This is a genomic window from Clostridium sp. 19966 (assembly GCF_032335695.1).
Lineage (GTDB): Bacteria > Bacillota > Clostridia > Clostridiales > Clostridiaceae > JACTOJ01.
The window spans coordinates 20,383-33,233 of sequence record NZ_JACTOJ010000021.1; the positions used below are offsets into that span (position 1 = coordinate 20,383).

Below are 12,851 nucleotides of genomic sequence, written 5' to 3' on the forward strand. Positions count from 1 at the left end.
AGAGTTATATTCTATACAAGGGGATTCAAAAAAATGAAAATATAAAGTAAGGAGTGCTTTTTATGGAGTTTTTAGCTAATAATTGGTTATATATTTTGTTTGCAGGATTAATGATTTTTATGATGGTAAAAGGAGGAGGTTGCTGCGGAGGACATTCTCATAAAAATGAATCAAATAATAGTCATTCTCATGGTGGCGGATGCTGTGGCGGAGGTTCAAAGCATAATAATAGTGATGAGAATAGTAAGCAAATTAATCAATCAAAACTAGTCAAGGATCCAATATGTGGGATGATGGTAAATCCAGAAACTTCAATAAAGGAAATAATTAATAATCAGACATATTACTTTTGCAGTGAGGGCTGTAGAAGAGAATTTATTAAAGAGGAAGGCTAATTATAGATTTTAAGTCAGAAAAAAATAATGTTTTTTACATTCATACCACCCCGGTACAGTGGGGTGGTATGAATAAAAAAACAAAAAGGTATTTCAATCATTATAAAAGGTAAGTTTATGGGATTATTAAAAGGATGGAAAGGGAAAAATATTGTGTAAGTGGTTGTAAAAATATTTCATAGATTCATAGGAGATTTAAAATACAACAAAGTTAAAGTAATAAATTAAAAATTAATAAGCTTAAATATAATGACTCATCGAATAAAAGGTATTAAAACAATAATTGAAAATAATAAAAGAGAGGTGTAAATCTTGGAAAAAAGTTTTAAAATAGAGGGAATGACTTGTGTAGCTTGTGCAAAAGCTGTAGAAAGGGCTTCTAAGAAATTGCAAGGTGTTGTTGAAGCAAATGTAAACTTTGCTACTGAAAAGCTAAATATAAGTTTTGATGAATCAAAAATATCTATATCAGATATACAAGGTGCTGTTGAAAAAGTAGGTTATAAAGCTATAATTGAAGCAAATAGCAAAACTTTTAAGATAGAAGGGATGACTTGCGCTGCATGTGCCAAAAACATTGAAAGAGTAACTAGAAAGCTTGATGGCGTAATTGAATCTAATGTAAATTTTGCAACGGAAAATTTAAATATAAGTTATGAGCCATTAAAGCTTAAGGTTTCTGATATAAAAAAGGCTGTAGAACAGGCCGGATATAAAGCCCTGGATAAGGAAGTTTCAATTGATGAAGATAGAAAAAAGAAAGAGAAAGAAATAAAATTATTATGGAAGAAGTTTATTATTTCAGTTGTATTTACAGTGCCACTTCTTGCCATTGCAATGGGACATATGCTGGGAGACAGGTTTGGATATAGTCTTCCAGAAATTATCGATCCTATGCTGAATCCTAAAAACTTTGGCATAGTTCAGCTAGCTTTAGTAATACCAGTTATAATTGCAGGAAATAGATTTTTTAGAATTGGTTATAAATCTTTAGTAAGAAAAAGTCCTAATATGGATTCATTAATAGCACTTGGTACTTCCGCAGCATTTTTATATGGAATATTTGCAATAATACAGATTTTTAGTGGTAATAATAAGTATACAAATGATTTATACTTTGAATCTGCTGGGGTAATTATAACTCTAATAACCTTAGGCAAATATTTAGAAGCTGTAACAAAAGGAAAGACTTCTGAAGCTATTAAAAAGCTTATGGGACTTGTTCCTAAGACCGCAATGATAATAAAAGACGGAAAAGAAATAGAAATTTCAATAGATGAGGTTGAAGTAGGAGACATTATACTTGTTAAGCCTGGTGAAAAAATGCCTGTTGATGGGGAAGTAGTTGAAGGAATGACTTCTGTGGATGAATCCATGCTTACAGGAGAAAGCATACCTGTAGAAAAGATAATTGGCGACAAGATAATTGGCGCAAGTATCAATAAAAATGGTTCTATAAAATATAAGGCTACTAAAGTGGGTAAAGACACGGCATTAGCCCAAATTATAAAATTAGTAGAAGATGCTCAAGGTTCAAAAGCTCCTATTGCAAAGTTAGCGGATATTATTTCAGGTTATTTTGTTCCAGTTGTTATGAGCATTGCAGTTCTATCAGCCTTAGCATGGTATTTCTTTGGAGGTGAAACTGCGATATTTGCACTTACTATATTTATATCAGTACTTGTAATAGCTTGTCCATGTGCTTTAGGACTTGCGACCCCAACTGCAATAATGGTTGGTACAGGTAAAGGAGCAGAATATGGAGTTTTGATTAAGAGTGGAGTAGCTTTAGAAACTGCTCACAAAGTAAAGACTATCGTATTTGACAAGACAGGCACCATAACAGAAGGAAAACCGAAGGTTACAAATGTAATTGTAGCAGGTAGCATATCAGAAGATAATTTATTACAACTAGCAGCATGTGCAGAAAAAGGCTCTGAACACCCACTTGGAGAAGCTATAGTAAGGGAAGCTGAGGAAAAAAATTTAGAACTTAAAAAGTTGGACTTTTTCAAAGCAATACCTGGGCATGGAATTGAAGTGAAGATTTGTGGTAAGGATATCCTACTAGGTAATAGAAAACTTATGATGGAAAGAAATATTTCATTAGAAAATTTAGAGGAAACTTCACATACCTTTGCAAGCGAAGGCAAAACACCTATGTACGTAGCAATTGATGAAAAAATAGCAGGGATAATCGCAGTTGCTGACACTGTTGAGGAAAATAGTAAAAAGGCAATTGATCAACTTCATAAAATGGGAATAGAAGTGGTAATGATTACAGGAGATAATAAAGGAACTGCTGAGGCAATAGCTAAGCAAGTAGGCATAGATAGAATTTTAGCGGAAGTTCTTCCACAAGATAAGGCTAATGAGGTTAAGAAACTTCAATCTGAAGGAAAGAAAGTTGGTATGGTCGGAGATGGCATAAATGATGCTCCAGCTCTAGCTCAAGCAGATATAGGTATTGCTATAGGCTCTGGTACAGACGTTGCTATGGAGTCAGCTGATATAGTTCTTATGAGAAGTGATCTTATGGATGTACCCACAGCAATTCAGTTAAGTAAGAAGACAATAACTAATATCAAAGAAAATTTATTTTGGGCTTTTGGATACAATACTTTAGGAATACCTGTAGCTATGGGAATTTTATATGTTTTTGGAGGACCTCTTTTAAATCCTATTATAGCGGCATCAGCTATGAGCTTTAGTTCAGTATCTGTTTTATTAAATGCATTAAGATTAAAGAGCTTTAAGCCAGCAAGATAACTGATGACTTTATAACCTAATAAATATTAAATAAATATATAGCTTTTATAAATTAGGAGGAATAGCAATGAAAAAGAAAATATTAGTTGAAGGAATGAGCTGTGGACATTGTGTTAGCCATGTTAAGGAGGCATTAAGTGAATTAAAGAGAGTAACTAGTGTTAATGTAAATCTGGATTTTAAGACAGTAATAATTGAAGCAACATCAGATATAGCTGACGAGGAAATAAAATCAGCCATAGACGAAGTCGGATATGATGTTGTTAGAATAGAAAACCTATAATCTTAAATAAAGATATTGGATAATTAAGAGAAAAGAGTCTTTAAGTAAATTTTTTAAAGGCTCTTTTTTAAGCTAAGGTTTTTAATGATTATTTAGAGAGCTTTAACAATATATTATAGTCACATCCAAGCTTGCAAATACTATCGCAGTGTTTATATAAATCAGAAAAAAGTATATATTTGAAAGAAACATTATTTGTATTACTTAGTGATGGTCGTACAAGTTGAGCTATTATTTCCTTCTCTCTAGAATCAGGAGCTACAAGGAAAAAGTTATATTTTTTATCTCCAAGAGAGGTGGCTAAATCGCTAAGACGTAGTATGCCAGAATATATAGATGTACTTTTTTCTATTTCAAATGCACATTCAATTTGATTGCTATTCTTTTTTAACCAAATTACATCTATTAATGAAACTGTTTTACTAACATCAGATGTAAGACCCATTTTAGGTAAATTAGGTATAGTCAAAAAATTTAAATTTTTGCCATCCATGATTTTATTTCTGTCATTACTTGCCACAAAGACATCATACCCTAAGCTACTACCCATCTCAGTAAGTAAAAATTGCATCTTCAAATGTTCATTTTCTTGCTTAATTTCTTTTTCCATTTCATCATGACGTTTCTTAATTACAGCGTCAAGTTTTTTCTTTTCAATGTTTAATGCAGTTTCCCAATTTTCAGTAATTGCAATTTTACCTATACCGATATCAAATAAAAGACCACATAAAGCGCCCAAATCCTTTGAAAGATACTGTATAAAATTTCCATTAACCTTTAATATAGTTTCTCTCATGGATAGGTAATCTGACCAAGAACCAAGTTTCTTTTTTTCATTGAAAAGTGCATTGAATCCATTTAGAATGGCTGTATTAAACGGCGGAATAATTGTAGGGTGAATAAAATATAAAATATTAGCTACAGCTGGTCCAAGGCCTTTTATGTTGCACTCATCCAATTTTATTATTTCTCTTATGATTTTCTCTTCAATGTTTGTTGATAAACAATTTTCCAAGAATTGTCCAAAAATAATTTTATTATTTTCATTTTCATAGATATCAGGTATTCTAAGTTTTGGCTTCCAATAAAATGGATGAGCTGCTCCAATAAATACTTGCTTTTGTTCAGTAATACAGTTTAAAACAAACTCTAATGGTGATCCTTTAAAGTCTGTTCCGAAAGTATTATTTTTAATAGAATCAATAGTATTAATTACACCACGACGGATTGTTCTAAAAGCTTTTAAACGTGTATTATTATCAATAAACCAACTATTATAAACAGATTCGGAGTCTTGTTTATATATTTGTATTAAATCACTAAAATTTGAACTATTCAATGTTATATTCCTTTCTTATTCATAATTTATGTATAAATATATTATATAAGTTCTAGATAGAAAACGTATAGTTTTTTTTAAGTTCTATTTATATAAGTGAAGATGAAATTAATAGTAATCGAGATAGTGAATGAAATAATATTGAGTGACTTTTTATAGTTATTACACTAGAACATATTATTTAAGTGTACCCTAGTAACTATATGAAGTTCAGAGTGTACAATAAATTAAAAAATCAACTAATATAAATTGTCATTGACTTGATATTCCTAATATAGATGGTGTGACTGATGTTGGGCTATCTCCTAGAAATATTTTGATTATAAATTCAAAATAATTAATCTGCTTGTCACACATATGTATCATACTAATCGTAATGATCACAAGCAGTAAATGATAAGATTAGAAGTAGCGTTAATTATTAATATTAATTATTTTTATATTTAAATATTAAATTATAAAAGCAGCGCAAATTAAGTTTTGGCTGCTTCTGCAATAAAAGTATAAAATTAATTATTATTTTAAAATTGATCTTCTCTTTACATATTCTTCTTCATCTATTTCTCCATTAGCAAATCTTCTATCTAAAATATCTAATGCATTATTATGGTGGTGACTAGATATTCCACCAATTAAATTGTTCTTATTGGCAAAAGGACTTAAATAGAAGAATATAAAAATAAGTAATATTATTGGTAAAAGCATCATAGATTTTATCTCTCCTTTCTTTAGTTGTATTTTATCTCGAAATTGTGGAGAAAATAAGGAGAAAGTAATTATTTCCATAAATGACTAATAGACTATTGTTATTTATATCATAATCTTTGTTTGCTTAATTTCTAGAAGATATATTAATTTAAAAGTATTCTTTTCTTAATTTTAATCTCCACAATTCCTCCATAATTTTTATATACAATATGCTTATAGAAACAAGTTGATTAGAAAAGGAGAAATTAAAAGTGAAGAAAAAAGTATTAGTAATAATGACATCAGTAATATTAATATTAGGTACAGTAACCATAGTATATGCTGAAGAAAATAACCGGTTAAATGGCGTTAACTTTGTAGAAGGTATGATGTTTAAAAATAATAAGAGTATTAATAATGCTAACTATAATCAAATGATTGAATTAATGAGAAAAAATGGCTTTAATGATGCCGCTAAAGCTATGAAGAGCAGAAATTATGATGATATGTATAATTTTATGGCAAATCTAACAGATGATCAATTTAATCAAATGATAAATATAATGAACAATAACGGTTACGGAGATATGGCTACGAGAATGGGTTCTATCGGAAGAAAAGGGATGGCCAGCATACACAATTCAATGATGGGAAGATAATCTGCAATACAGTAGCAATGAAAAAGGTGAAAGATTATCATAAAAGATATTGTGTTTATCGTAATTCCAAAATAAATTATATAACATGCAATAGGAAAATATAATGAGTATTATTTTGAATCAAAATCACTTAATATTTGACTACACTACATGATCCATATTTTTCTACATTTTAGGATGCAAGTTGATAGGGAAAAGTGAACTTTTAGAAAAATTAAAGAATAATCTTATAGCCTTCAATCATTTTGTTTTATATTAAGGAATAATTATTTCTGTGAATAGTATATAAAGAATTTCATCAGTTGATAACTATTTTTTATTAATTAAATTGAAATTTGAATTTTTATATCTTCATAATTTCTTTATAAAATACAATTATAATTATTATTAAATAATAATTATAATTGTATAGGAGGCTAAAATGATTAAATCAAAGTTTATGTTAATAGGCAGCGGAATAGTCATTGGATTAGCTATGATAGGGTATATTAAGTTTATAAATCCAATGTATAAAAATCATGAGATGAACAGTAGTAAAATAGGTTATATGAATAAAGATGCTATAATCAATAGCAGTCTTCCTATTCCTGAGCTTTTAGAGGATAAGAATCCTGATCCCAATATAGATGATTTTACTTTAGAGCCACAGCGAGGAGTGACATCATTTATAACAGGCACTCAAACTGAGACTATGGGCTATAATGGAAGCTTTCTTGGTCCGGTAATACGAGTAAATAGTGGAGATAAAGTAAATATTCATGTAAATAATAAATTAGGAGAAGCAACAACAGTACACTGGCATGGTCTAGAGATAAACGGGGAAAATGATGGAGGACCAGATCAGGCTATACAGGCAGGAACAACTTGGAATCCTAGTTTTACTATTAATCAACAGGCAGCGACATTGTGGTATCATCCACATTTTAGTGGAAGTACTGCTACACAGGTATATAACGGATTAGCGGGATTATTCTATGTAGATGATGAAGTATCAAAGAGTTTGAATATTCCTAAGGATTACGGAGTAAATGATATTCCATTAGTAATTCAGGATAGAAGCTTTAATAAAAATGGAAGCTTCAAATATGATACTAATTTTATGGATGGAGCAACTGGAGATAATATCATAGTAAATGGGGCAATAAAACCAAATTTAGATGTGAAAAGAGTTAAGATTAGATTTAGAATAGTAAATGGATCTAATTCAAGTAACTTTAATTTAAGACTAGATAATAGAGCTTCTTTTTATCAAATAGCATCTGATGGAGGATTATTAGAAAGTCCAGTAAACCAAAAAAGTATTTTATTAGCCCCTGGTGAGAGAGCTGAGATAATTATTGATTTTTCTAAATATGATAAAGGAACTAAGTTATCACTTATGAGCGATAAATCAGAAATACTAACTTTTTATGTAAATGAAGATGGGAAAGATACAACTGAAATACCCAGCACTTTGACAAGGGTTAATAAGATTTCAGAAGCACAAGTTACTAAAGTTAGAAATTTCAAACTTCAGGGAATGGGCAACATGGTATCAATAAATGGTGAAAAATTTAATATGAGTAGAATAGATGAAACTATAAAGCAAGGTGATACTGAAATATGGAATATAACAAGTGAAGGTTCAATGATGCATAATATGGGTCATCCATTTCATATCCATGGTGTACAATTTCAAATACTATCTAGAGATGGAAAAGAGCCAGATACAGAGGAAAAAGGTTGGAAGGATACAGTCTATATAAAACCAAATGAGAAAGTAAGTATAATTGTTCAGTTTAATAACAAAGGGATTTTCATGTATCATTGTCACATATTAGAGCATGAAGAAGCAGGAATGATGGGACAAATTAAAGTAGAGTAGTATTTAAGAAGATAAGGTTATAAAAAAGAGACCTTATCTTTTTTATGCTCAGAAATGCAGATAATTAGCAAACAATTAAAGAAAGTTATATGTAAAGCCTAATGATAAATACGAATTTGTAGTAAATCAAGAAACTGAAAACATCTAATTCTGTTCAAACGATGTAAAAGGATAAAGCAGCGAAATTCAAATCGTACATGGCATGTCATTTAAATACTCGATGCTTCATAATCAATATAAGAGAACTTATAAACTCTTCTTACCAAACCCAATATTGATAATTTATTAAAAGTTATATGCTTAGATAAACCTACATAATATCTTCATAATTATAAATTATAATAAAAATATTGAGATTTATTATCAATGGAGGTGCCAATATTAGAGAGCTAGTATTAGAGATATATAAATTGCTTAGCATATTTAACTCAGAATTAAGTTCGCCTATAATGAGCTATGCAAGGAAAATAAATATTCCAATTTTAACAGCATATTTCATAGGATTGTTAGGGGCCACCGCACCATGTCAACTTACAACAAATGTTGGTGCAATAGGATATCTTACAAATAAAGGCTCAGATAAGAAAAAGCTTTTTAGTAGCACTATATGGTATATATGTGGGAAAGTATTAGTTTTTTTATTATATGGTCTAGTTATCGTAGTATTAAAAATCAATTTCCAGCAGAAGTTTATAATCTTTTTTAGTTTAGCAAGAAAATTGGCAGGTCCTCTTATTATAATAGTGGGATTGAACATATTAGAGCTTATAAGTTTTAAAATTTCTATAGGCCAAAAGTTAGTTAATAGGCTTGATAGTACTTCATTAAAATTAAATATTTTTAATCAATCATTTACGCTGGGGGTTTTCTTCTCTTTTGCATTTTGCCCTACTTTGTTCTGGTTATTTTTTGGATTAGTTATTCCGTTAAGTCTTAAATCTTCCATGGGTATAATTTTTCCAGCAATATTTGCATTTGGAACATTGACTCCAATGTTCCTTATTATTCTAATAGTAATCCTATTTAAGGTGAAAAGCGAAATTGTAATAAAATCTGTTAGAAAAGTAGAGAAATCAGTTAGAACAATAGGTGGTGTAATGCTTGTATTATTGGGTTTGATAGATACAGTCATCTATTTTTTTGTTTAGCAAACCGATTAAATATAATATTTGAGGCTTTTCAAGAAGGAGGTGAAATTTTGAACAATGTATCGTTTATAGTAGCGTTTTCTGCTGGTTTGCTTTCATTTTTGTCTCCTTGTGTCCTGCCCCTTATTCCCGCATATATAAGTTATTTGACAGAATCGGCCTTGTCTGAAACAGGGAGTTGTGATAAGAAGAAACGAACTTTAAATAAGGCATTTGGGTTTGTTTTAGGATTTTCTATAATATTCATATTAATGGGGGCCACTGTAACTTTTTTAGGGAAAGTGCTACTTGTTAATCAGCATTGGTTAAGAAAAGTTGGAGGAGCATTAATATTTTTATTTGGTCTTCATACAATTGGGTTATTTAAGATTAAATTATTTTATAGGGAAAAAAGATTTTTTAAGTTTAGCATAACGGCGGATGATTTTAATCCAATAGCCATGGGAATGGCTTTTGCAGGAGGATGGACACCGTGCGTTGGTCCCATTCTTTCTTCAATATTAATCTACGCTGGTAATATGGATACAGTAAATAAGGGAATACTACTGCTAATTTTTTATTCATTAGGTTTAGCAATTCCGTTTATACTTTCTGCCATAGCTGTAGAATCACTTACAGTATGCATTAGAAGATACTCAAGATTTATACCTATAGTTTCGATATTTAGTGGTGTTTTAATATTGATTATGGGAGTTATGGTATTTACGAATAAAATTAATATACTTAGTGGCTATCTAAAATTTTTAAATTTCTACTAATGGGGGAAATAAATATGAGAAAAGGAATAGCACTAGCAGTAATAGCAATAATTCTTGTGATTGGAGCATTCTATACTGTAAGAGAATATAATAAAGATAATGCTAACAGTTCAACATCCTCTTTAAATGGAAGTTCACAGGCACAAGGTAATGCAAATACAGATAATGAAACAGGTTTAATTAATGTAAGTAAAGATGCATTAAAGAAGGCACAAGATTTTAAACTTAAAGACTTATATGGAAAAGATATTTCATTGAGTAGTCTTAAAGGTAAAAACGTATTGCTTAATTTTTGGGCAAGTTGGTGCCCGCCCTGTAAAGCGGAAATGCCTGATATAGAAAAATTGTATCAGGAGACAAAGGGAACAGATGTGGTTATTCTGGCAGTTAACCTTGGAGAAGATAAAGATACTGTAAAGTTATTTATAGATAAGAACAAATATAATTTTAACATTCTATTGGATACAAGTCAGGAAGTAGGTGCAACTTACAATATAGCAGCTATACCGTCTTGGTTCTTTATAGATAAGGATGGAAATCTTGTAACCTCACATACTGGAGCCATGAACTTAGCACAAATGAAAAGTTATGTCCAGCTTCTTGAAAATAAAAAATGATAATTGCAGATGAAACCTAAACTTAAAGCTTGGGTTTCATCTGTTTATAAGCAGCTTTTTTTGAGATTGAGTGAAAGATTTGAATAGAATACCGCTGTTTATAACTTTTATAATTTTAAGTTTATACTCTTTTATTGTGAGAGAATTCACTGATGGAACTTTCAGTTAAGATTATCATTAAATGATGGAGATAAGTATAAATTGAACCTGTAATTAAAACTTTTGTAAAGCAAAGACGCATAGCAATAATAACAGATGAAGTTAAATAGATCATGTCTGACATTTCATTATTAGATAAGAGTATAAATCATCGCTGAAAAGCAATTCTATTCTTCATAAAATCTTTATAACAGTACGTTAAAATATAAATATAATAGAAAAATTTATTATTTTAATATTTTGGAGGAGTTAATATGAGTTGTCACAATACAGGTAATGAAAATAGGTCAAATCATAAGCATGGTTTCAATAAGCATTTACTTCATATGGTTATTTGTTGTGGTCTACCAATTGTAATATTATTTATGTTACCATTTATAGCAAGTCTAAGCCCTGGTTTTGCAGAAGTACTAAGAAAGATAGCTCCATTCTTGTGCCCATTAATGATGATTTTAATGATGCCAATGATGATGAGAGGCAACAAAAAGGAAAGTTGTTGCTCTGATGACAATGAAAAAGAAATTGTTGATATTAAAAAGCCTATAGAGTAAATTTACAATATACAAATTTTGAATATAAGAAAGCATACATGGATTATGAATGGAACAGTAAAAAAACATTGAAGCAAAATACCTTCTAACGTAGAATTAAAATCACGATAGAAGGTATTTTTGCATTATTAATCAAGTAGTATAAGCTGTGCCACAGTTTGTTCTGTGTTTCAATTGATTTATACTTGAGATTTTTAATTTAAGATTCTCTTAGCAGTCAAATAATCATATGAATTGTTTAGAGCAGATATTCTTACTACACTTCCGCTATATGGAGCTTCTATGAATGAATTATTTCCTAAATATATGCCAACGTGGTTAGGATTATCAGGTGTTCCAAAGAAAATTAAGTCTCCAGGTTTAAGGTTATCTCTATTTACGGAAGTTCCATCATTTATTTGGTCATAAGTAGTTCTACCTATGTTTATTCCAAAATGAGCATATACATATTGGGTGAAACCGGAACAATCAAAAGCTTGCTTGCCTAATAATTTTTCCATGCCCCTTAAATCATGGTCAGTATTTCTATACATGTCTATATCTGCTTGAGTAAAAATTTCACCTTCAGCTCCCCATACATAAGGGTTTCCTAAGAAATTATAGGCATAGGCTATTATTGCATTTGCTGCAGTGGGTACATTTATTTTAGTATCGCTTGTCTGAACTTTGATCTGGGCATTTTGGACGAGAGCTAATTCGTTTAGTTGTTTGATTGTATCTTGAACTTGTTTATTTTCAGCGTCTATTTTAGTTTTATAATCACTTATTTGACTCATATAATAAGCTTGTTTATTTTTAACATCTGATTCTAATTGCTTTAGATTTTTCATATTACTCTGAAGCTCGGTTAATTTACTTACATTGCTTTGTTTAAATGCTATTAGTTCATTTTTATCTTTATTTAATGTGTTTTTTGCTTCATTTAGTTTTTCTTTTTTATCTGTAAAATCTTTTATAACCTTTTTATCATAATTAATTATTGAAGCAATAGCCTCAGCTTTAGTTAATAAGTCACTGAAATTTTTTGAGGATATTAAAATACTTATATAATTTGAGTATCCTTCTTTATACATAAAACGCATTCTTTTATTTAATAATTTTTGTTCATTTTCAATATCAGCTTCAGTTGTATCTACGTTTTTCTGAGTAATCTCAATATCAGCTTCTTTTAGAGATATTTTGTTATTTGTGTCTGAAATGATTTTATTAAGATCTCCGATTTTGGAATCCAATGAATCAATTTGAATATTGATATTCTTAATATTATTTTCAGCACTTTCTACATTTAATTGACTTTGCTGCATATCCTGAGTATTTTTATTTTTTTGATTCTCCAACTGCTTTTTCTGTTGGTTAAGAGAATCCTCAGTTGGAGCAGCCAATACAGTTGTACCTACTGACATTACTAATGCAACTGTTACTGCAATTTTAATTATATTAGTTGTTAATTTCATCTATCCTCCGCAGTTCTTTTTATTATTTATTTAAAATGTGTAATATGTGTTATGCAAGTTACTAATCTAATGCACTTTTACATAATAATTTAGAATAAATATAAAGCAATCATACCGAACACCCCCAATAACCATAGTTAATTATAATGAAATAATGTGTAAATATTA

Annotated in this window: 12 protein-coding genes; 9 read left to right on the forward strand and 3 right to left on the reverse strand. The window is 29.7% G+C overall.

All coding sequences use genetic code 11. The features are described 5' to 3' along the window. The first annotated feature begins 62 nt into the window (after window positions 1-62). From IAI10_RS18485 to IAI10_RS18495, 3 genes are all read left to right on the forward strand, one after another. Complete coding sequence (locus IAI10_RS18485) at window positions 63-395, forward strand: YHS domain-containing protein (protein WP_315674788.1); 333 nt, start codon at window positions 63-65, stop codon at window positions 393-395. Window positions 396-704: 309 nt separating this feature from the next. Next, window positions 705-3,164 carry a heavy metal translocating P-type ATPase gene (locus IAI10_RS18490; RefSeq protein ID WP_315674841.1) on the forward strand — a complete coding sequence of 820 codons (2,460 nt, stop codon included), beginning with the start codon at window positions 705-707 and terminating at the stop codon, window positions 3,162-3,164. Between the two features lie 67 nt (window positions 3,165-3,231). Continuing rightward, the gene (locus tag IAI10_RS18495) at window positions 3,232-3,447 is read left to right on the forward strand and encodes a cation transporter (protein ID WP_315674789.1); all 216 of its coding nucleotides are present in this window, start codon (window positions 3,232-3,234) and stop codon (window positions 3,445-3,447) included. 88 nt (window positions 3,448-3,535) lie between these two features. On the opposite strand, the gene IAI10_RS18500 is transcribed toward IAI10_RS18495, so the two are convergent. Both IAI10_RS18500 and IAI10_RS18505 read right to left on the reverse strand, forming a co-directional pair. After that, complete coding sequence (locus IAI10_RS18500; protein ID WP_315674790.1) at window positions 3,536-4,786, reverse strand: hypothetical protein; 1,251 nt, start codon at window positions 4,784-4,786, stop codon at window positions 3,536-3,538. Window positions 4,787-5,302: 516 nt separating this feature from the next. After that, window positions 5,303-5,494, reverse strand: a complete 192-nt coding sequence (locus IAI10_RS18505; protein WP_315674791.1) for an SHOCT domain-containing protein — start codon at window positions 5,492-5,494, stop codon at window positions 5,303-5,305. Between the two features lie 251 nt (window positions 5,495-5,745). Between IAI10_RS18505 and IAI10_RS18510 the strand changes: the two genes are divergently transcribed. The 6 genes from IAI10_RS18510 (at window position 5,746) to IAI10_RS18535 (ending at window position 11,229) form a co-directional block, all read left to right on the forward strand. Continuing rightward, complete coding sequence (locus tag IAI10_RS18510; RefSeq protein WP_315674792.1) at window positions 5,746-6,132, forward strand: hypothetical protein; 387 nt, start codon at window positions 5,746-5,748, stop codon at window positions 6,130-6,132. Window positions 6,133-6,553: 421 nt separating this feature from the next. Further along, window positions 6,554-7,996, forward strand: coding sequence for a multicopper oxidase domain-containing protein (locus IAI10_RS18515; protein WP_315674793.1), 1,443 nt, complete (start codon window positions 6,554-6,556; stop codon window positions 7,994-7,996). A 410-nt stretch (window positions 7,997-8,406) separates the two neighbouring features. After that, window positions 8,407-9,144, forward strand: a complete 738-nt coding sequence (locus IAI10_RS18520) for a sulfite exporter TauE/SafE family protein (protein ID WP_315674794.1) — start codon at window positions 8,407-8,409, stop codon at window positions 9,142-9,144. Between the two features lie 50 nt (window positions 9,145-9,194). Then, window positions 9,195-9,902, forward strand: coding sequence for a cytochrome c biogenesis protein CcdA (locus IAI10_RS18525; protein WP_315674795.1), 708 nt, complete (start codon window positions 9,195-9,197; stop codon window positions 9,900-9,902). Window positions 9,903-9,916: 14 nt separating this feature from the next. Next, window positions 9,917-10,519 (forward strand): TlpA disulfide reductase family protein, encoded by a 603-nt coding sequence (locus IAI10_RS18530; RefSeq protein ID WP_315674796.1) that lies wholly within the window; start codon window positions 9,917-9,919, stop codon window positions 10,517-10,519. A gap of 413 nt (window positions 10,520-10,932) precedes the next feature. Further along, a complete protein-coding gene (locus IAI10_RS18535) occupies window positions 10,933-11,229 on the forward strand; it encodes a hypothetical protein (protein ID WP_315674797.1) in 297 nt (98 codons plus the stop codon). Between the two features lie 194 nt (window positions 11,230-11,423). Here IAI10_RS18535 and IAI10_RS18540 read toward each other — a convergent pair whose 3' ends face one another. After that, window positions 11,424-12,683: an NlpC/P60 family protein gene (locus IAI10_RS18540; RefSeq protein ID WP_315674798.1), complete on the reverse strand. Its 1,260-nt coding sequence runs from the start codon at window positions 12,681-12,683 to the stop codon at window positions 11,424-11,426. Window positions 12,684-12,851 lie beyond the last annotated feature (168 nt).

Bases quoted from the DNA above. Each gene is read 5' to 3' on its own strand.
- IAI10_RS18485 (WP_315674788.1), top strand. From the start codon at position 63: ATGGAGTTTTTAGCTAATAATTGGTTATATATTTTGTTTGCAGGATTA.
- IAI10_RS18495 (WP_315674789.1), top strand. From the start codon at position 3,232: ATGAAAAAGAAAATATTAGTTGAAGGAATGAGCTGTGGACATTGTGTT.
- IAI10_RS18505 (WP_315674791.1), bottom strand. From the start codon at position 5,494: ATGATGCTTTTACCAATAATATTACTTATTTTTATATTCTTCTATTTA.
- IAI10_RS18515 (WP_315674793.1), top strand. From the start codon at position 6,554: ATGATTAAATCAAAGTTTATGTTAATAGGCAGCGGAATAGTCATTGGA.
- IAI10_RS18530 (WP_315674796.1), top strand. From the start codon at position 9,917: ATGAGAAAAGGAATAGCACTAGCAGTAATAGCAATAATTCTTGTGATT.
- IAI10_RS18535 (WP_315674797.1), top strand. From the start codon at position 10,933: ATGAGTTGTCACAATACAGGTAATGAAAATAGGTCAAATCATAAGCAT.
- IAI10_RS18540 (WP_315674798.1), bottom strand. From the start codon at position 12,683: ATGAAATTAACAACTAATATAATTAAAATTGCAGTAACAGTTGCATTA.